A 19,865-nucleotide genomic window follows, 5' to 3' on the forward strand; every position below is an offset into this window, starting at 1 on the left:
GCGAATAACCCGGAACGGGTTATCCGCCGGACAACCGGCGGCGGATAACGCTGGCGCGTTATGCGCCCCGCGGGTGCGCAGGAGTCGGCATGGGCGCTCGGGTTGCGTGTCAGGCCTTGCCCAGGCGCTTGGCCAGGGCGTCGGCCAGTTGCGCGGTGAGGCCGTAGACCGAGAGCTGCGGGTTGGCGCCGATGCTGGTGGGGAACAACGAGCCGTCGTGGATCGACAGGTTCTCCAACTGGTGGTGGCGGCCGAGGCTGTCGCACACCGATTGCTTGGCATCCTCGCCCATGGCGCAACCGCCCATCACGTGGGCGCTGCCCAGGCGGGTGCGGTACAACTCCAGGCTCAGGCCGTCGATCAGCGCATGGGCTTCCTTGGCGCTCTTCACGTAGTCGGCATCGGCATGCAGCGGCAGCACGGCCTTGGCGCCGGCGGCGAACTGGATGTCGGCCATGGTGTGGAAGGCGCGGCGGATGCCGTCCCAGGTGTAGTCGGTCATCTGGTAGTCGAGCACCGGGGTGTCATCGCCACGCAGGCTGACCGAGCCGACCGCGCTGTCCGGGTGGAAGCCGTCGCGCATCAGCGCCAGGATTACGTTGGTATGCGGCAGCTGCTCCATGCGCAGCGCGTTGTCCTCGCCGAAGCGGCCGAGCAGGGTGGCGCTGAGCGCCGGCTGTAGCGGCGGGACTTCGAGCTTGTAGGACATGCGCCCGGCGGCGCCGTCGTCCCACTGGAAGTGGTCGGAATAGATCGACTGCGGCGCGCCGTAGAAGGGGTTGATGACCTCGTCGAACAGGGCGGCGCTGAAGTTCACCGTGTGCAGGAAGGTGCGCTGGCCGACGCGGCCGTTCGGGTCCGGCGCCTTGGAGCGCAGGAGGATCGCCGGGGTGTTGATGCCGCCGCCGGAGAGTACGTAATGGCGTGCCTTGATGGTGATCTTGCGGCCGGTGGGGGCGACGCAGCGCTCGTCCATGGCCGAGCATTCCAGGCCGCTGACCTTGTTGCCGTCGTGCAGCAGGCGATCGGCGCGGGCGAGGAACAGCAGTTCGCCGCCCTTTTCCAGGGTGGCCGGAATGGTGGTCACCAGCATCGATTGCTTGGCGTTGGTCGGGCAGCCCATCCCGCAGTAGCCGATGTTCCAGCAGCCACGGACGTTTCGCGGGATGACCTTCCAGTGCAGGCCGAGCTTCTCGCAGCCGTTGCGGATCACGTCGTTGTTGGCGTTGGGCGGCATGATCCAGGGCGCGACGCCCAGGCGCTGCTCCATTTTCTCGAACCAGGGCGCCATCTCGGCGACGCTGTGGCCCTTCACGCCGTGTTCCTTGGCCCAGTGTTCCAGGGTCGGCTCGGGGGTGCGGAAGCTGGAGGTCCAGTTGACCAGCGTGGTGCCGCCCACGGCGCGGCCCTGGAGGATGGTGATGGCGCCATCCTTGCTCATGCGGCCGATGCCTTCCTGGTAGAGGCTGGGGTAGGCGTCGGACTCCTGCATCTTGAAGTCGCTGCTGGTCTTGAGCGGACCTTCTTCCATCAGCAGTACCTTGTAGCCGGCGGCGCTCAGGGCTTCGGCAGTGGTGCCGCCGCCGGCGCCGGAGCCGACGATCACGACATCGGCTTCCAGGGTCAGGTCCTTGTCCAGGCGCGAGCCGTTGTGGACTTTCCAGCCGCGGGCCAGGCCTTCGGCGAACAGATCGGGTACGGGCATCGGGAATCTCTCAGGCGAATTCTTGTTGTTCTGGTGACATCAGATCTTCGGCGGTCCGGGGTAGCCGCAGTGGCCCCAGGACTCCGTGCGGCCGTACCAGGCCATCATCACCAGTTGCAGCAGCGAGCTGTGGCCCATCTTCAGCAGGGAGATGAAGCTGTTCTGCCAGCGCTGCAGGAAGTTCTTCACGTCGTCCGCGCTGGCGTTGTCCCAGCTGCCCCAGATGCCGGTGAGCGGCCCGCGGGTGACCGGCAGGGCGAGCACGTCGAACAGCTGCACGGTGAGCTTGAGCATCTCCGGGGAGAGGTGGTTGAGGCTGTTGTCGAGGCTTTCGATGGTGCCCTTGACCGCCTCGGCCATGCGCTCGGCGGGCACGGCGCCGGCCAGCATCACCGGGATCAGCGCACGCAGGAAGGGCATGTCGGAGTCGCGCAGCACGGCGAAACCGTTGGCCGGAGTACTGGCCGAGCAGCCGCTCAGGGTGGCGGTGACGCCCGCCGTGGCGAGGAATGCCCCGCCCAGCAGGCCGATCTTGAGCACGCCGCGCCGGGAGAGTCCCGGCGCGCTCAGGGAGGTGTCTGTCATTCTTGTTCTGTCACCTTGGATGGATAGGGGCGGTCAGCGGATGAACAGCTTGTAGACCAGCTTTTGCAGCGACTTGCCGTAGGGCGGGTAGATCACCCGCGCGGCGTTGAAGCGCGGCTTGCTGAACACGCCCTTGGCCTTGGAGAAGGTCAGGAAGCCTTCGTGGCCGTGGTAGTGGCCCATGCCGGACGGGCCGACGCCGCCGAAGGGCATGTCGTCCTGCGCAACGTGCAGCAGGGTGTCGTTCAGGCATACGCCGCCCGAATGGGTCTGGGCCAATACGTGGTCCTGCTCGCGCTTGTCGTAGCCGAAGTAGTACAGCGCCAGCGGGCGGTCACGCTCGTTGATGTAGCTGAGCGCCTGGTCGAGGTTCTGGTAGGGGATCACCGGCAGCAGCGGACCGAAGATCTCTTCCTGCATGATCTTCATCTCGTCGGTCACGTTCAGCACCAGCGCCTGCGGCAGGCGGCGGCCCTGGGCCTGCGGGAACAGCGGCACGACGGTGGCGCCGCGGGCCTGGGCGTCGGCGAGGTAGCCGTTCAGGCGCGACAGCTGGCGCTCGTTGATGATCGCGGTGTAGTCGGGGTTGTTCTCCAGTTTCGGGAAGAAGCCCTGGACCACCTGGCGGTAACTCTCGACGAACTCGTCGACGCGATTCTGCGGCACCAGCACATAGTCCGGCGCGACGCAGGTCTGGCCGGCGTTGAGCGACTTGCCGAAGGCGATGCGCTCGGCGGCGTCCTTCATCGGCACGCTGGCGGAAACGATGGCCGGCGACTTGCCGCCCAGCTCCAGGGTGACCGGGGTGAGGTTCTCGGCGGCGGCGCGCATCACGTGCTTGCCGACACTGGTGGCTCCGGTGAACAGCAGGTGGTCGAAGGGCAGCTTGGAGAAGGCCACGCCGACGTCGACTTCACCCTGCACCACGGCGACCAGGTCTTCGGGGAACACCTTGCCCAGCAGCTCTTTCAGCACGCGGGCGGATTCCGGGGTGGATTCGCTCATCTTGATCATCACCCGGTTGCCGGCGGCCAGCGCCCCGGTCAACGGGCCGATGGCGAGGAACAGCGGGTAGTTCCACGGCACGATCACACCGACCACACCCAGCGGCTGGTAGATGACCTTGGCCGAGGCCGGCATGAACTGCATGCCGACGCTGCGGCGCGACGGTTTCATCCACTTCTTCACGCGCTTGGTCGCGTAGTGCACGCCGTGCAGGCTGGGCATCACTTCGGCGAGCAGGGTCTCGTCGGCGGAGCGGTTGCTGAAGTCACTGCTGATCGCATCGATGATCGCCTTCTGCTCGGTCACCAGCAGGTTGGCGAGGCTTTTCAGCCACTGGATGCGCTGGCCCGCGTCGGGCATCGGGTTGGCGCGGTACGCCTGGCGCTGGCGTTCGAGAAGGGTTTCCAGCTGACTGATCTGCTGCTGGGTCTGCTGCAGGTAGGCGATATCGGCAACCATGACGGGCTCCTGGCGCAAGCGTGGTGGGGAGGCTCTCGGATGATTCGCACAGGAATCCCGGATGCCTCGCGTTTTTATGCTGTCGCTGGTTTTTTAGAGCAATTGCTCTAGAGTGTCAATCAGCATGCCGGTTCCGCGTCGCCAGGCCCAGCCAACGAAAAGTTGGGCAGGCCCGCCAGTTGTGTCAGGTGGTAGCAATCGGTGTACCTTTGCGTCCGCGCAATCCGTTTCGATGAGTTTTGGCAATGGCACCACGCATCAACACCCGTGACCGCATCGCCCAGGCCAGCCTTGAGCTGTTCAATGCCCAGGGCGAGCGCAGCGTCACCACCAACCACATCGCCGCGCACCTGGGTATCTCGCCGGGCAACCTGTACTACCACTACCGCAACAAGCAGGTGATCATCGCCCAGCTGTTCGCCGAGTACGAAAGCCACGTCGACCAGTTCCTGCACCTGCCCGAGGGCCGCGCGCTGACGGTGGAGGACAAGACCTTCTACCTCGAAGCGCTGCTCGCCGCGATGTGGCACTACCGCTTCCTGCACCGCGACCTGGAGCACCTGCTGGATTCCGACCCGGAGCTGGCCGCCGGCTATCGTTCCTTCGCCCGACGCGCGATGGACAACGCCAAGGGGATCTACCGGGGCTTCGTCGACGCCGGCATCCTGCAGATGGACGAACCCCAGCTCGAGGCCCTGACCCTCAACGCCTGGATCATCCTTACTTCCTGGGTGCGCTACCTGTGCACCACCCGCGAAGTGGCCAATGACCTCAGCGAAGCGCTGATGCGCCGCGGTATCTACCAGGTGCTGGCGCTGGAAAGCGGACACATCGCCCCGGCGTTCCGCGAGGCCGTGGCGGCGGTGTTCGACCGCTTGTACGTGCCGCTGGAAGATTGATCTTCAGATGGCGGATAACCGTGAACGGTTATCCACCCTGCGCGTAACCATTGCGAAAGGCGTAGGGCGCATAACGCGCCAGCGTTATCCGCCGACAGCACCGCCCTACACGTCACGCATCCACCTGGCGCGGCCCCGGCACCCGTGGTCGGCGCAGGGCGATGCCATGGCGCAGGAAGAACTCCTCCACACCCTCGGTGGCGTCGGTGTAGAGCGTGCGGTTCGGGTGATCGGCGAGGAAGCGCGCCATCAGCGCAAGGCCGATCCCGCGGGACTGGAAGCCCGGCAGCACGGCGATTTCCGCCAGCCAGGTGGTCTGCGCCGTTTCGCTTTCGGCGCGTAGCAGGCCGAGCACCTGCTCGCCGTCCACGGCCAGCAGGAAGTAGCTGGAAAACTCGTAGAGGTCGCGCAGTTCCGCCGTGGTGCCGGGCGAACCCCAGCCCACGGCGCGGTACAGCGCGGTGATGCCCGCGCACTGGGCATCACTCAGCGGTTCGTTGTGCAGAATCGTCAGCGGCGTGTCGTGCATGGCGGCGCTCCTTCCTGGCGTTTCCTTCCTGGTGCAGCTCCAGTCTGCCTTATTCCCGCGCCCGCTGGCTGACCCAGCGCAGTCAGGACTCCCGCCGTTCGCGCAGCCACTGCGGGATACGGCGCTCCAGGTAGTAGTCCGGGCGGCTGGGTGAGCCGCCGATGAAGCCGACATGGCCGCCGTGGGGCAGCAGTTCCATCTGCGTCGAGGCGGACAACTCGTCCAGCTGCGGCACGCTGTGGGCGTGGATGAACGGATCGTCGCTGGACTGGATGATCAGCGTCGGCACGCGGATGCCGCCCAGGTAGTAGCGGCTGGAGGCGCGCCGATAGTAATCGTGCACATCGGCGAAACCGTGCAGGGGCGCGGTCACCCGATCGTCGAAGTCCCAAAAGGTGCGCATGCCGTCCAGCGGCCCGAGGCGCTCGAGCGCGGCGAGGTTTTCCGCGTGGCCGCCGGCGGCGAAGGCCTGGCGCTTGGTCTGCACATAAGCCACCAGCTCGCGCATGAAGTGCGCCTGGTAGACCCTGGAGAAGCCGATACCGATGCGGTCGGCGCACTGGTCCAGGCGGAAGGGCACCGACACCGCCACAGCGCCCTTCAGCGGGCAGCTGTCCGAGGCTTCACCCAGGTACTTGAGCAGCACGTTGCCGCCCAGCGAATAGCCCACCGCGTAGAGCGGCGCCATCGGCCGCTTGGCGCGGACGTGGGCGACCACCGAGGCGAGGTCTTCGCTGACGCCCGAGTGGTAGCCGCGCGGCAGCAAATTCGACTCGCCCGAGCAGCCGCGCCAGTTCAGCGCGACGCTGGCCCAGCCCTGCGCCGCCAGCTGTTGCTGCACGCCGAGGATGTAGTGCGAGGACGACGAGCCGGTCAGCCCGTGCAGCGCCAGCACCAGCGGCGCGTCGGCCTCGTGCGGGCCGTGCCAGTCGAGGTCGATGAAGTCGCCATCCTCCAGCCACAGGCGCTCGCGGATGCGCTCGAGGCTGGGCGCCTTGCGTGCGAGCGAGCCATAGAGGGTTTGCAGGTGCGGGCCGGGTAACCACCAGGCGGGTTTGAACGGGGAGGGTATAGTCATCACGGATCGAATGGGGCCGACGAGTCGTGATAGTAACGCCAACTCGGCCGTGCGATGGATGCCTCCTGCATCCGTCGTCAGGAAAACCCACGCAAAGGAGGGGAAGGAATGTGGAAGAAAATCGCGGCGTTGAGCCTGCTGGTGTGGCTGGCCGCGTGCGGCGAACCGGTGCCGCAGGAGCACAAGTCCTACGTGGGTTTGTGGACCGCGCCGCAGATGAGCCTGCTGGTCACGGCGGATGGCCGTGTCGCCTACAAGCGGGTCTCGGGCAGCACCTCAAAGTCCATCGAAGCGCCGATCAAGAGCTACGAAACCGACGGCTTCACCGTGGGCTTCGGCCCCTTCGACACGCACTTCAAGGTCTCCAGGCCGCCCTACCAGGACGGTAATCAATGGAAGATGGTGGTCGACGGCGTGGAGCTGGTGCGCACCAGCACCGTCGATGTCGGCAAGTCGATCTGAGCAATCAGCCTTCGCGCTGCCACAGCGCGTAATGCACCGAGCCCGCCTTCTTCTCCCGATGCAGCCGCCAGTTGCCCGGTAGGCCGAGGCTGGAGGGCACGGCTTCGCTTTCGGTGTAGACCCACGCGTCCTTGGCCAGCCAGCCGCGCTCTTCCAGCAGGCGGCAGACATTCTGCAGCAGGTCCTGGTGGAAGGGCGGGTCGAGGAAGACCAGGTCGAAGGGCTGCGCGGCCTGGTTGTCCAGGTAGCGCAGGGAGTCGGTCATCACCAACTGGCCATTGGCGCACTTCAAGGTATCGAGGGTGCTGCGCAGGGCGGCCACCGCTACACCGTTGGTGTCCAGCGCAAGGCCCGCGCTGGCGCCACGGGACAACGCCTCAAGGAACAGCGCGCCGCTGCCGGCGAACGGGTCGAGCACGCGGGCGCCAGGGACGTAGGGCGCCAGCCAGTTGAACAGGGTCTCGCGCACCCGGTCCGGCGTCGGGCGCAGGCCCGGGCCATCGGGGAAGGCGAAGCGCCGGCTGCGCCACTCGCCGCCGATGATGCGCAGCTGGCCCTGGCCGCCGTGGGGCTTCTGTGCGGCGCGCGGGGCGCCGCCGGGTCGTTTGCTCATCAGTGCTCCGGTACGCCGGCAGGTTGCGCGGCGGGTTTGTCGGTGGGCGGCGGCAGCGGTTGCTGCGGCACGGTGGGGCCGGCGGTGACGATGACGAAAGCGTCCGGGTCGAGGTGGCGGCGCATGGCTTGCTTCACCTGTTCCACGCTCAGGCCCTGGACCTGGCTGAGGAAGGTCTCCAGGTAATCCAGCGGCAGGTTGTAGAAGCCGATGGCGCCCAGCTGGCCGACGATGTCAGCGTTGCTCGCGGTGGACAGCGGGAAGCTGCCGGCCAGCTCGCGCTTGGCGTCGTCGAGTTCCTTCTGCGTCGGGCCCTTGTCGAGGTAGTCGCGGACGATGTCCTGGACCAGCTTGAGGGTGCCTTCGCTCATCTCGGCGCGGGTCTGCAGGCCGATGGTGAACGGCCCGCGCGACTGCATGCCGGTGAAGCCGGAGTACACGCCGTAGGTCAGCCCGCGCTTCTCGCGTACCTGGTCCATCAGGCGGGTGCCGAAGCCGCCGCCGCCGAGGATCTGGTTGCCCAGGTAGAGCGCGGCGTAGTCCGGGTCGTTACGGGTGATGCCCAGCTGCGCCAGCATCAGCTGGGTCTGCTTGGACGGGAACTCGATGTGGGTGACGCCGGCCTTGGGCATCTGCGGCTCGCCCGGTGCGGGCAGGGCAGGGCCCTTGGGCAGGGATCTGGAGACGCTGCCGGCGATGGCTTCGGCTTGCTCGCGGGTCAGGTCGCCGACCAGTGCGATGACCACGTTGCCGGCTGCGTAGGCCTTCTGGTGGAAGGCGCGCAGTTGGGCGACGCTGATCTTCGGCACCGACTTCTCGTTGCCGTCGCTGGAGTGGGCGTAGGGATGGTCGCCGTAGAGCCGCTTGAACAGCTCCAGGCCCGCCAGCTTGCCGGGGTTCTGCTTCTGGTACTCGAAGCCGGCCATGACCTGGTTCTTGATGCGTGCCAGGGCGTCCTCGGGGAAGGTCGGCTGGCCGATCACCTGGTCGAACAGCGCCAGCGCGGCGTCGCGCTTGGTCGGCTCGCTGAGGCTGCGCAGGCTGGCCACCGCCATGTCGCGGTAGGAGCCGTTGCCGAAGTTGGCGCCGAGGTCGTCGAAGCCGGCGGCGATGGCACTGGTGTCCTTGCCGGGCACGCCTTCGTTGAGCATGGCGTTGGTCAGCATGGCCAGGCCGTAGCTGTCGCCGTCCTGGCTGCTGCCGGCGGCGAATGTCAGGCGCAGGTCGAACATCGGCAGCTCATGGGCTTCGACGAAGAGCACGCGGGCGCCTTCGGCGGTCTGCCATTGCTGGATGTTCAGCTTGCGGTGGCTGGGCGCCTTGCCGGCGGCCTCGGCGAGGGATTGCAGGCCGGTGGGCGCGGCGGCTTCGGCGGCAGCCGGCTGTGCCGGTACTGGCGTGGGGGCGGGCGCGGCTGCCGCCGTCTCGGCGGCGGGGCGGGAAACGAACAGCACCAGTCCGGCGATCAGCGCGATGACGATCAGCCCGACCAGGCCGTAGCGCAGGCCATTGCGTTCACTCATGGCTCGGCTCCTTGTCGGTGGCGACTTCCGGCAGGACCTGGGCAAGGGTCAGGCGGGAGCGGGTGAAGTAGGTGCGGGCGGCTTGCTGGATGTCTTCGGCCGTGACCGCCTGGATGGCTTCCAGGTCCTTGTCCGCCAGGCGCCAGCCGAGGCCGACGCTTTCCAGTTCGCCGATGGTGCTGGCCTGCCCGGCGATGGAGTCACGCTCGTAGACCAGCCCGGCAATGACCTGGGCGCGCACGCGCTCCAGTTCTTCCTTGCTCGGCGGGTTCTTCTTCAGGTCCTCCAACTGCTTCCACAGCGCGGCCTCGACCTGGTCGAGGGTCTTGCCGGTCTGCACGTTGGGCGTGGCGGAGAGGAAGAACAGGCCGTCGCCACGGGAGAAGGCGTCGTAGGAGGCCGAGGCGCCGGCGACGATTTCCTCGCCGCGCTCAAGGCGCGCGGACAGGCGCGCGCTGTAGCCGCCGTCGAGGATCGCCGAGATCAGGCGCAGGGCGTTGATCTGTTTGGAGTCATCGCTGCTGCCCTGGGTCGGCACGTTGAAGCCCATGATCAGGCTGGGCAGCTGGGTGCGGACGTGCAGCTTCAGGCGGCGTTCACCCGGCTCGGCCAGTTCCAGCGGTTTGCGAGCGGCGGGCAGGTCGCGCTTGGGGATCTCGCCGAAGTACTTCTCGGCCAGGGCCTTCACCTCGTCGCCGCTGACGTCGCCGACCACCACCAGGGTGGCGTTGTTCGGCGTGTACCAGGCCTGGTACCAGTGGCGCAGGTCGTCGATGGTCATGCGTTGCAGGTCGGCCATCCAGCCGATGGTCGGCGTGCGGTAGCCGCTGGCGGGGTAGGCGGCGGCCTTGAAGCGTTCGAAGGCCAGCGCGCTGGGCTTGTCCTCGGTGCGCAGGCGGCGCTCTTCCTTGATCACCTCGATCTCGCTCTTGAACTGGTCGGCCGGCAGGGCGAGGTGCGCCATGCGGTCGGCTTCCAGCTCCAGCGCCACCGGCAGGCGGTCGCGGGCCAGCACCTGGTAATAGGCGGTGTAGTCGTCGGTGGTGAAGGCGTTCTCTTCCGCGCCGAGGTCGCGCAGCACCAGCGAAGCCTGGCCGGGGCCGAGCTTGCGGCTGCCCTTGAACATCATGTGTTCCAGGGCGTGGGAGAGCCCGGTGAGGCCGGGCGTCTCGTAGCTGGAGCCGACCTTGTACCAGAGCTGGGAGACCACCACGGGGGCGCGGTGGTCCTCGCGGACGACGACCTTCAGGCCGTTGTCCAGGGTGTATTCGTGGGTGGGCTGTGGCTCCGCGGCCACCGCCATCAGCGGCAGCAGCAGGGAGCCGAGCAGCAGGCCGGCGTGGCGGCGTGCAAGGGTTTTCATCGTGGACTGAACCTTTCGGGCTGTCCGCGGGGTCTATGCAGGCTGGCGGCCAGCCTCTTAACCCCGGCGGGCGAGGAGATGCTAGGATACCCATCCGTTTTCCGGGCGGCCACGTTCAGGGCTTCTCAAAGCTGTTTCGAGGCTTTTTTCTGCCTGGCTCTTTGTTGCCTGCCTGTGTGGCGCCCCCTAGAGATTCGATCCCTACATGTTTGGTTCCAACGACGACAAGAAGGCCCCGCCAGCCGGGGAGAAGAAGGGTCTGTTCGGCTGGTGGCGCAAGAAGCCCCAGGCCGAGGAACAACCCGCCGAGCAAGCCGAGTCCCAGGCTGAACAGCCTGTTGCCGCTGAACCGGCTCCCGCTCCCGAGCAGGCTCCCGCCGTCCAGGCCGAGCCGGTGGTCGCGCACGCCGAGCCGACGCCCGAACCCGTGATCGACGTAGTGCCCGCCAGCGTGCCGGTCGAGCCGCTGGCGCAGCCTGCCTTGCAAGCTGAGCCGGTGCCCGTGCCGCAATCTGAGCCGCAACCCATTGCGCCAGTCGTTGCCGAAATGCCGCAGCCCGTCGCCCAGCCGGTCGAGGCGCCAGTGGTTGCGCAGCCGGTAGAGTCCGCGCCGGTCGCCACTCCCGTTCAGCCCGAACCCGTTGCCGAAGCGCCCGTCGTGGTCGCCCAGCCGGAACCCGAGCCCGCTCCACAGCCCGAACCCGAGCCGCAGGCCAAGCCTGCTGCCAGCGAGCCGGCCAAGATTGGCTTCTTCGCCCGCCTCAAACAGGGCCTGTCGAAGACCAGTGCCAGCCTCGGCGAAGGCATGGCCAGCCTGTTCCTGGGCAAGAAGGCCATCGACGACGACCTGCTCGACGAGATCGAGACCCGCCTGCTGACCGCCGACGTCGGCGTCGAGGCCACCACCACCATCGTGCAGAACCTGACCAAGCGCGTGGCGCGCAAGGAGCTGGCCGACAGCGAAGCGCTGTACAAGGCCCTGCAGGAAGAGTTGGCCGGCCTGCTGCGCCCCGTCGAGCAGCCGCTGACCATCACTCGCGACAAGCAGCCCTACGTGATCCTCGTGGTCGGTGTGAACGGTGTCGGCAAGACCACCACCATCGGCAAGCTGGCGAAGAAGCTGCAGCTCGATGGCAAGAAAGTCATGCTGGCCGCCGGTGACACCTTCCGCGCCGCCGCCGTCGAGCAGCTGCAGGTCTGGGGCGAGCGCAACAACATCGCCGTGATCGCCCAGCACACCGGAGCGGACTCCGCCTCGGTGATCTTCGATGCCGTGCAGGCCGCCAAGGCCCGTGGCGTGGACGTGCTGATCGCCGACACCGCCGGTCGCCTGCACACCAAGGACAACCTGATGGAAGAGCTGAAGAAGGTGCGCCGCGTGATCGGCAAGCTGGACGAGACGGCTCCCCACGAAGTCCTGCTGGTGCTGGACGCCGGCACCGGGCAGAACGCCATCAACCAGGCCAAGCAGTTCAACAACGCCGTGGAACTCACCGGCCTGGCCCTGACCAAACTGGACGGCACCGCCAAGGGCGGGGTGATCTTCGCCCTGGCCAAGCAGTTCGGCCTGCCGATCCGCTACATCGGTGTCGGCGAAGGGATCGACGATCTGCGAACCTTCGAAGCCGACGCTTTCGTCCGTGCACTCTTCGAGACCCGGGAAATCGCATGATCCGTTTCGAGCAGGTTGGCAAACGCTATTCCAACGGCCATGTCGGCCTGCACGAGATTTCGTTCCGCGTGCCGCGCGGCGAGATCATGTTCGTCACCGGCCACTCCGGCGCGGGCAAGAGCACCCTGCTGCGCCTGATCCTGGCGATGGAGCGACCCACCTCCGGCAAGCTGCTGCTCGGCGGGCAGGACGTCTCGCGCATCTCCACCGCGCAGATTCCCTTCCTGCGCCGGCAGATCGGCGTGGTGTTCCAGAACCACCAGCTGCTCGATGACCGCAGCGTGTTCGAGAACGTCGCCCTGCCCATGCAGATCCTCGGCCTGCCCAAGGCGGACATCGCCTACCGCGTCGAAGCGGCGCTGGACCGGGTGAATCTCAAGGAGAAGGCCGAGGACCGTCCGTCCGACCTCTCCACCGGCCAGCAGCAGCGCGTCGGCATCGCCCGCGCGGTGGTGCACCGTCCGGCCCTGCTGCTTGCCGACGAACCCACCGGCAACCTCGACCCGCGCCTGGCCTCGGAAATCATGTCCGTGTTCGAAGACATCAACCGCCTGGGCACCACCGTGCTGATCGCCAGCCACGACCTGGCGCTGATCGCACGCATGCGCCACCGGATGATCACCCTGCAGCGTGGCCGGATCATCGCCGACCGTGAGGAGAACGCCTGATGAGCGCCAATGACCTGCCCCGCGGCGACGAAGAAGGCACCCCGACGCGCAACACCCGCGAGCGCCCGGAAGACAACGAACACCAGGACCACAGCGCCTCCCTCTCGGCCTACGCGGAAAACCACCGCGCCAGCCTGATGGACAGCCTGCACCGCCTGGTCAGCCACCCTTTCGGCAGCTTCTTCACCTGCCTGGTGATGGGCATTACCCTGAGCCTGCCCATGGGCCTGTCGCTGCTGCTGAACAACGTCGAGCGCCTTGGCGGCTCCTGGCAGCGCGCCGCACAGATTTCCCTGTTCCTCGACCTGAAGGCCAGCGAGGCCCAGGGCCAGGACCTGCGCGAACAGATCGAGAAAATGCCCGATGTGATCGAGGCGCAGTTGATCAGTCGCGACGATGCGCTGAAAGAGTTGCAGGAACAGTCCGGCCTCGGCGAAGCGCTGAAGGAATTGCCTGACAACCCGCTGCCGGCGGTCATCTCGGTGACGCCCAAGCAGATCGACAAGGCCCAGCTGGATGCCTTGCGTCAACGGTTGTCGGAGCTGCCGGGTGTACAACAGGCGCAGCTGGACCTGGTCTGGGTCGAGCGGCTGTCGGCGATCCTCAAGCTGGGCGACCGCTTCGTGTTCGGTCTGACCCTCCTGCTGGTGCTGACCCTGTTGCTGGTGATCGGCAACACCATCCGCCTGCACATCGAAAACCGCCGTAACGAAATCGAAGTCATCAAGCTGGTCGGCGGGACGGACGGCTATGTGCGTCGCCCCTTCCTCTATATGGGCGCGCTGTACGGCCTGGGTGCGGGCATCCTGTCCTGGGCCCTGCTGGCCTTCGGCCTGGACTGGCTGAACAGCTCCGTGGTCAACCTGGCCGGGCTGTACGGCAGTGATTTCGGCCTGGCGGGCGTACCGGTCGACGACGGCCTGTCGCTCACCATCGGCGCTGTGCTGCTGGGCTGGATCGGCGCCTGGCTGGCCGTGGCGCGCCACCTGCGCGAGCTGGCACCGCGCTGAAACCCCCTGATTTTGCAGGGGTTAAGTGGGTGTAAAGGAACTTTTACACCCGCTTGCAGTCAGATTTCGCAGTGCTACACTGCGCGAGTTTCGTGAATCGGAGGATTCGCATGACCACTTCTCTGCAACCTGTATATGCCCTGGCTCCCGGTGCAAACCTGGAAGCCTATGTGCACTCGGTGAACAGCATTCCGCTGCTGACGCCGGAGCAGGAGCGCGAACTGGCCGAACGCCTCTTCTACCAGCAAGATCTGGAAGCGGCACGGCAAATGGTTCTGGCGCACCTGCGCTTCGTCGTGCATATCGCCCGGAGTTATTCCGGGTACGGCCTGGCTCAGGCCGATCTGATCCAGGAAGGCAACGTCGGCCTGATGAAGGCCGTGAAGCGCTTCAACCCGGAAATGGGTGTGCGCCTGGTGTCGTTCGCCGTCCACTGGATCAAGGCGGAAATCCATGAGTTCATCCTGCGCAACTGGCGGATCGTGAAAGTCGCGACCACCAAGGCGCAGCGCAAGTTGTTCTTCAACCTGCGCAGCCAGAAGAAGAAACTGGCCTGGCTGAGCAATGACGAAGTGCACCGCGTCGCGGAAACCCTCGGTGTCGAGGCCCGCGAAGTCCGCGAGATGGAAAGCCGTCTCACCGGGCAGGACATGGCCTTCGACCCGGCGGCGGACGCCGACGACGAGAGCGCCTACCAGTCCCCGGCGCATTATCTGGAAGACCATCGCTACGACCCGGCGCGCCAGCTGGAGGAAGCGGACTGGAGTGACAGCTCCACCGCCAGCCTGCACGAGGCGCTGGAAGGCCTGGACGACCGCAGCCGCGACATCCTCTACCAGCGCTGGCTGGCCGAGGAGAAGGCGACCCTGCACGACCTCGCGGCCAAGTACAACGTGTCCGCCGAGCGGATCCGTCAGCTGGAAAAGAACGCAATGAACAAACTCAAGGGTCGCATCGAAGCCTGACCGGCTTCGACGCGCCCCGCGAGTCGCGAACCGCACCCTGGTGCGGTTTTTTTCTGCCCGCAATCAGCGTCTGGAGAGTCCCATGCCGCGCCTGCGTCCCGTCCACGGGATGTTCTTCCTGATCATCGCCTTGCTGGCCTTCGGCCTCGGTTCCTGGGTCGCCCGCACCTCGGCGCCGCCCAAGCCGCCGCAGTGGTTCAACGACTGGAAGGAAAAGGTCTTCGAGCCGCTGGCCGATGACAAGCTGACCCTGAACGAGCTGCGGGATCAGGAGCCGGGCGAGCTGTGGCTGACCGCCAGCCAGGACGGCCCGCAGCTGCATTACCGCGGCCGGCTGGTGACAGAAGAGGGCCCCTGGCACGTCGAGGCGGAGCTGGCCCTGAGTGAGGCCGAGCATGCCAGCCTGGCCAAGGCCACCGGCATGCAGCCGACCAGCAAGGACCAACCACTGAGCGCCGAGCTGATGGGCCAGCTGGGCAACAAATCGGTCTCCGAGCTGGCGCTGGCGCCGCAGGAAGACCTCGCCATCGGTCGCCTGGCGGTGAGCCTGGGCGACCCGCGCCTGCGCCTGCAGGTGGATGGCGGCGAGGCCTGGGTCTATCCGGAGAAGGGCATGACCCTGCTGCACCGCGACGGCACCCTGCAGTGGGTGCGGGTGGTGCCGCGCAATACCCTCAAGAGCAGCGAGACGCCTTAAAGGCGTTCGAGGTAGTCGCTGCCGCCCAGCTGCCACATCTGCTGGCGAATCCACGAGGCGCGCTGGCGCACGTAGGGGCCGGGCTTGCCGGCGCTCCACTTGCGCGGGTTCGGCAGTACGGCGGCCAGCAGGCTGGCCTGCTGCTGCGACAGGCGCTTGGCGTCGACGCCGAAGTGATGCTGAGCGGCGGCCTGGGCGCCGAATACGCCGGCATCCCATTCCACGCTGTTGAGGTAGACCTCGAGAATCCGCTGCTTGGACCAGAAGGTCTCGATCAGCAGGGTGAACCAGGCCTCGAAGCCCTTGCGTACCCAGCTGCGGCCGGTCCAGAGGAAGACGTTCTTCGCCACCTGCTGGCTGATAGTGCTGCCGCCGCGTACCCTGCCGCCCTGCTCGTTGTGCGCCAGGGCCTTCTGGATCGCCGGCAGGTCGAAGCCGTGGTGCTCGGCGAACTTCTGGTCCTCGCTGGCGATCACGGCGAGCTTGAGGCTGTCCGGCAGCTCGTCCCAGGAGCGCCAGCTGCGCTGCAGGTCGATGGGCTTGCCGTTGAACCAGGATTCGACCTTGCGCTCGATCATCACCATGGTTCCCGGTGGCGGCACCCAGCGCAGGACGACGACCAGCCCGACGCTGATGGCGACGAACCAGAGCGCGATCTTCAGCAGGCGGCGGAGCAGCTTGGGCATTCGAGGCTTTGACTGGGCGGATGAGCGGGCCATTATAGCGGCACTCACCTGTCTGGAGCTTTCCGATGCTGCGTACTTTCCTGATGCTCGCCGCCTTCTTCGGTTTCACCGGAGTCGCCCTCGGCGCCTTCGCTGCCCACGGCCTGAAGAGCAAGCTCACCCCCGAGTATCTGGCGGTGTTCCAGACTGGCGTGCATTATCAGATGCTGCATGCCCTGGCGCTGTTCGGCGTGGCGCTGCTCTCGGCGCACATCGGCGGCACCCTGGTCAGCCTCGCCGGCTGGGCCTTTACCGTCGGCATCCTGCTGTTTTCCGGCAGCCTCTACCTGCTGACCCTGGCCGGTCTGGGCGTGGGCATCATCACCCCGATCGGCGGGCTGTTCTTCCTGATCGGCTGGGCGCTGCTGCTGGCCGCGGCCTTCCGCCTGGGTTGACCCGGGCGTCAGAAAAGCCCGAGTGCGACGCTCCGGTAACTTGGTCATCGGGCGCGATCGGGCTAGAATGCGACCCCCTCCAGCAACGACCGTCCCGCCCATGCGTATTCAGTTGAACGGCGAACCCTTCGAGCTGCCCGACGGCCACAGCGTCGCCAACCTGCTCGAGCGTCTCGACCTCACCGGCAAGCGTGTCGCGGTCGAGCTCAACCAGGACATCGTGCCGCGCAGCCAGCACGCCGCCACCGCCCTGAGCGAAGGCGACCAGGTGGAAGTGGTGCATGCCATCGGCGGCGGCTAGCAGCCGCCTCCCAGACTTTCAGGCCCCGCCCGCCTTTCCTTCAGGAGTGATCCGATGAGCCAAACCAACTCCAACCTGCCGGTCGACAAGCCCTTCACCCTGGCTGGCCGCACCTACAATTCGCGCCTGCTGGTCGGCACCGGCAAGTACAAGGACCTCGAGGAGACCCGCGTCGCCATCGAGGCCTCGGGCGCCGAGATCGTCACTGTTGCCGTGCGCCGCACCAACATCGGCCAGAACCCGGGCGAACCGAACCTGCTGGACGTTATCCCGCCGGATCGCTACACCATCCTGCCGAACACCGCCGGCTGCTACGACGCCGTCGAGGCCGTGCGTACCTGCCGCCTGGCCCGCGAGCTGCTCGATGGCCACAACCTGGTCAAGCTGGAAGTCCTGGCCGACCAGAAGACTCTCTTCCCCAACGTCGTGGAAACCCTCAAGGCCGCCGAAGTGCTGGTCAAGGACGGCTTCGACGTCATGGTGTACACCAGTGACGACCCGATCATCGCGCGCCAGCTGGCCGAGATCGGCTGCATCGCGGTGATGCCGCTGGCCGGCCTGATCGGCTCCGGTCTGGGTATCTGCAACCCTTACAACCTGCGCATCATCCTCGAAGAAGCCACCGTTCCGGTGCTGGTGGATGCCGGCGTGGGTACCGCCTCCGACGCCACCATCGCCATGGAGCTGGGTTGCGAGGCCGTGCTGATGAACACCGCCATCGCCCACGCGCAGAACCCGGTGATGATGGCCGAGGCCATGAAGCACGCCATCGTCGCCGGCCGCCTGGCCTACCTGGCCGGCCGCATGCCGCGCAAGCTGTACGCCAGCGCGTCGTCGCCGATGACGGGCCTGATCAACTAAGTATTTCCATCCCGACGCGCGGGCCGGTTTGCCAGAGGCAGCCGGCCCGCGCGTGCATTTACCCGCAAGGTCCGAGTCATGAGTGACATTCCCGAGAATCAGCCCGAGAACCAGCCCGACGCCGAAAACCGTCCGATGCGCGCCATCAAGAGCTTCGTGATGCGCGCCGGGAGAATGACCGAAGGCCAGCAGCGCGGCCTCGACCAGGGGTGGCCGAAGTACGGCCTGGAGCTGGCCGACGGTGCGCGGGACTTCGACCAGGTATTCGGGCGCCAGGCGCCGCGTACCTTCGAGATCGGTTTCGGCATGGGCCACGCCACCCTGGAGATGGCGGCTGCCGCGCCGGAGCAGGACTTCATCGGCGTGGAAGTGCACCGTCCCGGTGTCGGCGCGCTGCTCAACGGCATGCTGACCCAGGACCTGAGCAACATCCGCGTCTACAGCTGCGATGCCCTTGAAGTGCTGCGCGACTGTGTGGCCGATGCCAGCCTCGACCGCCTGCTGCTGTTCTTCCCGGACCCGTGGCACAAGTCGCGTCACCACAAGCGTCGCATCGTGCAGCCGGCCTGGGCGGAGCTGGTGCGGCAGAAGCTGAAGGTCGGCGGTGTGCTGCACATGGCCACCGACTGGGAACAATATGCCGAGCACATGCTGGAAGTGATGAATGCCGCACCCGGCTATCGCAACCTTTCGGCGGACAATACCTACGTGCCGCGCCCGGAAGAGCGTCCGGTCACCAAGTTCGAACGTCGCGGGGAGCGACTCGGGCATGGCGTCTGGGATCTGAAGTTCGAGCGCGTCGACTGATGTACCGAAAGGCCTGCGCAGCAGGCCTTTTTCACGGATGAACACCCTATAGACCGGGATCACCCGGCAGGCCGCAAAGGCCACCCCTCACCTCCTGAATAAAAAGCGGCATCCGCCGCGGACGAAAATAAGAGTGATGGACAGGAGTCCGTCGCAAAGGAGTCTGCTGTGTTGAAGAAACTTGCTGTACTGCTGATGGCGGGGGCTTGGGCCCTGCCGGCGCAGGCGAAAGTCGATGCCACCGAGGCCGCTCGACTGGGCCGCGACCTGACGCCGATGGGGGCGGAAATGGCCGGCAACGCCAGTGGCACCATCCCCGCGTGGACCGGCGGCATCACCAGCGCCCCGGCGGGCTACCAGCCCGGCACCCACCACCTCGATCCATACGCCGCCGATACCGTGCAGTACAAGATCGACAGCAAGAACCTGGCGCAGTATCAGGCGCTGCTCACCCCCGGCACCCAGGCGCTGCTGCAGGAAAACCCGGACTACTACCTGCGCGTCTTCCCCAGCCGTCGCAGTGCATCCTTGCCCCAGCGCATCTATGACGCCACTCGCTTCAACGCCGAGAACGCCGAGCTGATCGCCGACGGCAACGGCGTGCAGGGCGCCGCCGCCGGTGTGCCGTTCCCGATGCCGAAGACCGGCCTGGAAGCCATCTGGAACCACATCATGCGCTACCGTGGCGAGCAGATTCACATGGTGACCAACCAGGCCGCCGTGCTCGCCAGCGGCAGCTACAACCTGCTCAAGCTCGACCGCTACGTGTACTTCAACTACGGCCGCGAGGGCATGGCTCCGCAGGACCTGAACAACACGCTGTTCTACTACAAGTACAACATCGTCGCCCCGGCCAAGCTCGCCGGCTCCGCGCTGGTGGTGCAGGAGACCATCGACCAGGTGCTGTCGATCCGCAAGGCCTGGCGTTTCAACAGCGGCGAGCGCCGCGTGCGCCGCCTGCCGAGCCTGGCCTACGACACCCTGCAGCCGGACACCAACGGCCTGGCTACCGCCGACACCGTGGACGTCTACAACGGTGCGCCGGACCACTACGAGTGGCAGCTGCTGGGCAAGCGCGAAATGCTGGTGCCGTACAACAGCTACGCGGTGCACCAGAAGGGCATTCCCTACGCCGACATCCTCAAGACCAAGACCCTCAACCCCGAGTTGCTGCGCTACGAGCCGCACCGCGTCTGGGTAGTCGAGGCGACCCTGCGCAAGGGCATGGGCCATCCGTTCGCCAAGCGTCGTTTCTACCTGGATGAAGACAGCTGGCAGATCCTCGCCTCGGACATCTACAACGCCGACGGCAAGCTGATCCGCGCCCAGGAAGTGCACCCGATCAACTACTACGACGTGCCCATGGTGCTCAGCACCCTGGAAGCGCTGTACGACTTCGAGGGCGCGCGCTACTTCGTCGACGGCCTGGACAACAACGAGCCGATGTACGATTTCAAGGTCCCGCTGGGGCCGCGCGACTTCACCCCTCAGGCGTTGCGCCGCGAGGGTAACTGAGTCCAGCAGAGGCCGCCGCGAGGCGGCC

Annotated in this window: 21 protein-coding genes; 12 read left to right on the plus strand and 9 right to left on the minus strand. The window is 66.6% G+C overall.

What is annotated here, in order from left to right:
- Positions 1-109: 109 nt before the first annotated feature.
- The 3 genes from ABKS89_RS01945 to ABKS89_RS01955 are packed head-to-tail and all read right to left on the minus strand — an operon-like array spanning position 110 to position 3,754.
- Positions 110-1,705 carry a GMC family oxidoreductase gene (locus ABKS89_RS01945; RefSeq protein WP_348589215.1) on the minus strand — a complete coding sequence of 532 codons (1,596 nt, stop codon included), beginning with the start codon at positions 1,703-1,705 and terminating at the stop codon, positions 110-112.
- Between the two features lie 39 nt (positions 1,706-1,744).
- A complete protein-coding gene (locus ABKS89_RS01950; RefSeq protein ID WP_192293837.1) occupies positions 1,745-2,290 on the minus strand; it encodes a twin-arginine translocation pathway signal protein in 546 nt (181 codons plus the stop codon).
- A gap of 33 nt (positions 2,291-2,323) precedes the next feature.
- Entirely contained in the window at positions 2,324-3,754 is a 1,431-nt protein-coding gene (locus ABKS89_RS01955; RefSeq protein ID WP_138213139.1) for a coniferyl aldehyde dehydrogenase, read from the minus strand.
- A gap of 245 nt (positions 3,755-3,999) precedes the next feature.
- On the opposite strand from ABKS89_RS01955, the gene ABKS89_RS01960 reads away from it, so the two are divergent.
- Complete coding sequence (locus ABKS89_RS01960; RefSeq protein WP_138213138.1) at positions 4,000-4,653, plus strand: TetR/AcrR family transcriptional regulator; 654 nt, start codon at positions 4,000-4,002, stop codon at positions 4,651-4,653.
- 112 nt (positions 4,654-4,765) lie between these two features.
- Here the strand turns inward: ABKS89_RS01960 and ABKS89_RS01965 are convergent, their stop codons facing one another.
- The gene (locus tag ABKS89_RS01965) at positions 4,766-5,182 is read right to left on the minus strand and encodes a GNAT family N-acetyltransferase (protein ID WP_138213137.1); all 417 of its coding nucleotides are present in this window, start codon (positions 5,180-5,182) and stop codon (positions 4,766-4,768) included.
- An 82-nt stretch (positions 5,183-5,264) separates the two neighbouring features.
- Positions 5,265-6,260 (minus strand): hydrolase, encoded by a 996-nt coding sequence (locus ABKS89_RS01970; RefSeq protein ID WP_171039371.1) that lies wholly within the window; start codon positions 6,258-6,260, stop codon positions 5,265-5,267.
- Positions 6,261-6,368: 108 nt separating this feature from the next.
- Between ABKS89_RS01970 and ABKS89_RS01975 the strand changes: the two genes are divergently transcribed.
- A complete protein-coding gene (locus ABKS89_RS01975; protein WP_348589214.1) occupies positions 6,369-6,722 on the plus strand; it encodes a hypothetical protein in 354 nt (117 codons plus the stop codon).
- Positions 6,723-6,726: 4 nt separating this feature from the next.
- Here ABKS89_RS01975 and rsmD read toward each other — a convergent pair whose 3' ends face one another.
- From rsmD to ABKS89_RS01990, 3 genes are read right to left on the minus strand one after another with little or no spacing between them, the layout of a single operon-like run.
- The gene (gene rsmD / locus ABKS89_RS01980) at positions 6,727-7,335 is read right to left on the minus strand and encodes a 16S rRNA (guanine(966)-N(2))-methyltransferase RsmD (RefSeq protein ID WP_348589213.1); all 609 of its coding nucleotides are present in this window, start codon (positions 7,333-7,335) and stop codon (positions 6,727-6,729) included.
- A complete protein-coding gene (locus tag ABKS89_RS01985) occupies positions 7,335-8,858 on the minus strand; it encodes a M16 family metallopeptidase (protein WP_348589212.1) in 1,524 nt (507 codons plus the stop codon). Before ABKS89_RS01985 ends, rsmD begins: the two co-directional genes overlap by 1 nt.
- A complete protein-coding gene (locus tag ABKS89_RS01990; RefSeq protein WP_348589211.1) occupies positions 8,851-10,221 on the minus strand; it encodes a M16 family metallopeptidase in 1,371 nt (456 codons plus the stop codon). Before ABKS89_RS01990 ends, ABKS89_RS01985 begins: the two co-directional genes overlap by 8 nt.
- Positions 10,222-10,426: 205 nt before the next feature.
- Between ABKS89_RS01990 and ftsY the strand changes: the two genes are divergently transcribed.
- The 5 genes from ftsY (at position 10,427) to ABKS89_RS02015 (ending at position 15,233) form a co-directional block, all read left to right on the plus strand.
- Entirely contained in the window at positions 10,427-11,893 is a 1,467-nt protein-coding gene (ftsY, locus tag ABKS89_RS01995; RefSeq protein ID WP_348589210.1) for a signal recognition particle-docking protein FtsY, read from the plus strand.
- Positions 11,890-12,561, plus strand: a complete 672-nt coding sequence (gene ftsE / locus ABKS89_RS02000) for a cell division ATP-binding protein FtsE (RefSeq protein WP_138213131.1) — start codon at positions 11,890-11,892, stop codon at positions 12,559-12,561. Before ftsY ends, ftsE begins: the two co-directional genes overlap by 4 nt.
- Complete coding sequence (ftsX, locus tag ABKS89_RS02005) at positions 12,561-13,571, plus strand: permease-like cell division protein FtsX (RefSeq protein WP_081519575.1); 1,011 nt, start codon at positions 12,561-12,563, stop codon at positions 13,569-13,571. The genes ftsE and ftsX overlap by 1 nt, the downstream gene beginning before the upstream one ends.
- 110 nt (positions 13,572-13,681) lie before the next feature.
- Positions 13,682-14,536, plus strand: a complete 855-nt coding sequence (gene rpoH / locus ABKS89_RS02010) for an RNA polymerase sigma factor RpoH (RefSeq protein ID WP_045213023.1) — start codon at positions 13,682-13,684, stop codon at positions 14,534-14,536.
- Between the two features lie 82 nt (positions 14,537-14,618).
- Entirely contained in the window at positions 14,619-15,233 is a 615-nt protein-coding gene (locus ABKS89_RS02015) for a hypothetical protein (protein ID WP_348589209.1), read from the plus strand.
- On the opposite strand, the gene mtgA is transcribed toward ABKS89_RS02015, so the two are convergent.
- Entirely contained in the window at positions 15,230-15,952 is a 723-nt protein-coding gene (gene mtgA / locus ABKS89_RS02020; RefSeq protein WP_348589208.1) for a monofunctional biosynthetic peptidoglycan transglycosylase, read from the minus strand. The two genes, ABKS89_RS02015 and mtgA, sit on opposite strands and share 4 nt — an antisense overlap.
- Positions 15,953-15,984: 32 nt before the next feature.
- On the opposite strand from mtgA, the gene ABKS89_RS02025 reads away from it, so the two are divergent.
- The 5 genes from ABKS89_RS02025 (at position 15,985) to ABKS89_RS02045 (ending at position 19,837) form a co-directional block, all read left to right on the plus strand.
- Complete coding sequence (locus ABKS89_RS02025; RefSeq protein ID WP_045213015.1) at positions 15,985-16,353, plus strand: DUF423 domain-containing protein; 369 nt, start codon at positions 15,985-15,987, stop codon at positions 16,351-16,353.
- Positions 16,354-16,453: 100 nt separating this feature from the next.
- The gene (gene thiS / locus ABKS89_RS02030; protein WP_017520101.1) at positions 16,454-16,654 is read left to right on the plus strand and encodes a sulfur carrier protein ThiS; all 201 of its coding nucleotides are present in this window, start codon (positions 16,454-16,456) and stop codon (positions 16,652-16,654) included.
- A 54-nt stretch (positions 16,655-16,708) separates the two neighbouring features.
- The gene (locus ABKS89_RS02035) at positions 16,709-17,515 is read left to right on the plus strand and encodes a thiazole synthase (RefSeq protein WP_045213012.1); all 807 of its coding nucleotides are present in this window, start codon (positions 16,709-16,711) and stop codon (positions 17,513-17,515) included.
- A 135-nt stretch (positions 17,516-17,650) separates the two neighbouring features.
- A complete protein-coding gene (gene trmB / locus ABKS89_RS02040) occupies positions 17,651-18,322 on the plus strand; it encodes a tRNA (guanosine(46)-N7)-methyltransferase TrmB (RefSeq protein ID WP_242015329.1) in 672 nt (223 codons plus the stop codon).
- A gap of 168 nt (positions 18,323-18,490) precedes the next feature.
- On the plus strand, positions 18,491-19,837 hold the full coding sequence (locus ABKS89_RS02045) for a DUF1329 domain-containing protein (RefSeq protein WP_348589207.1): 1,347 nt from the start codon (positions 18,491-18,493) through the stop codon (positions 19,835-19,837).
- Positions 19,838-19,865: the final 28 nt, after the last annotated feature.

The sequence above is a fragment of the Pseudomonas sp. LABIM340 genome (genome assembly GCF_040017195.2).
In the GTDB taxonomy this organism is placed as follows: domain Bacteria; phylum Pseudomonadota; class Gammaproteobacteria; order Pseudomonadales; family Pseudomonadaceae; genus Pseudomonas.

Excerpts from the sequence above, each read along its gene's own strand:
- ABKS89_RS01945 (WP_348589215.1), bottom strand. The coding sequence starts at position 1,705 with ATGCCCGTACCCGATCTGTTCGCCGAAGGCCTGGCCCGCGGCTGGAAA.
- ABKS89_RS01950 (WP_192293837.1), bottom strand. The coding sequence starts at position 2,290 with ATGACAGACACCTCCCTGAGCGCGCCGGGACTCTCCCGGCGCGGCGTG.
- ABKS89_RS01955 (WP_138213139.1), bottom strand. The coding sequence starts at position 3,754 with ATGGTTGCCGATATCGCCTACCTGCAGCAGACCCAGCAGCAGATCAGT.
- ABKS89_RS01960 (WP_138213138.1), top strand. The coding sequence starts at position 4,000 with ATGGCACCACGCATCAACACCCGTGACCGCATCGCCCAGGCCAGCCTT.
- ABKS89_RS01965 (WP_138213137.1), bottom strand. The coding sequence starts at position 5,182 with ATGCACGACACGCCGCTGACGATTCTGCACAACGAACCGCTGAGTGAT.
- ABKS89_RS01970 (WP_171039371.1), bottom strand. The coding sequence starts at position 6,260 with ATGACTATACCCTCCCCGTTCAAACCCGCCTGGTGGTTACCCGGCCCG.
- ABKS89_RS01975 (WP_348589214.1), top strand. The coding sequence starts at position 6,369 with ATGTGGAAGAAAATCGCGGCGTTGAGCCTGCTGGTGTGGCTGGCCGCG.
- rsmD (WP_348589213.1), bottom strand. The coding sequence starts at position 7,335 with ATGAGCAAACGACCCGGCGGCGCCCCGCGCGCCGCACAGAAGCCCCAC.
- ABKS89_RS01985 (WP_348589212.1), bottom strand. The coding sequence starts at position 8,858 with ATGAGTGAACGCAATGGCCTGCGCTACGGCCTGGTCGGGCTGATCGTC.
- ABKS89_RS01990 (WP_348589211.1), bottom strand. The coding sequence starts at position 10,221 with ATGAAAACCCTTGCACGCCGCCACGCCGGCCTGCTGCTCGGCTCCCTG.
- ftsY (WP_348589210.1), top strand. The coding sequence starts at position 10,427 with ATGTTTGGTTCCAACGACGACAAGAAGGCCCCGCCAGCCGGGGAGAAG.
- ftsE (WP_138213131.1), top strand. The coding sequence starts at position 11,890 with ATGATCCGTTTCGAGCAGGTTGGCAAACGCTATTCCAACGGCCATGTC.
- ftsX (WP_081519575.1), top strand. The coding sequence starts at position 12,561 with ATGAGCGCCAATGACCTGCCCCGCGGCGACGAAGAAGGCACCCCGACG.
- rpoH (WP_045213023.1), top strand. The coding sequence starts at position 13,682 with ATGACCACTTCTCTGCAACCTGTATATGCCCTGGCTCCCGGTGCAAAC.
- ABKS89_RS02015 (WP_348589209.1), top strand. The coding sequence starts at position 14,619 with ATGCCGCGCCTGCGTCCCGTCCACGGGATGTTCTTCCTGATCATCGCC.
- mtgA (WP_348589208.1), bottom strand. The coding sequence starts at position 15,952 with ATGGCCCGCTCATCCGCCCAGTCAAAGCCTCGAATGCCCAAGCTGCTC.
- ABKS89_RS02025 (WP_045213015.1), top strand. The coding sequence starts at position 15,985 with ATGCTGCGTACTTTCCTGATGCTCGCCGCCTTCTTCGGTTTCACCGGA.
- thiS (WP_017520101.1), top strand. The coding sequence starts at position 16,454 with ATGCGTATTCAGTTGAACGGCGAACCCTTCGAGCTGCCCGACGGCCAC.
- ABKS89_RS02035 (WP_045213012.1), top strand. The coding sequence starts at position 16,709 with ATGAGCCAAACCAACTCCAACCTGCCGGTCGACAAGCCCTTCACCCTG.
- trmB (WP_242015329.1), top strand. The coding sequence starts at position 17,651 with ATGCGCGCCATCAAGAGCTTCGTGATGCGCGCCGGGAGAATGACCGAA.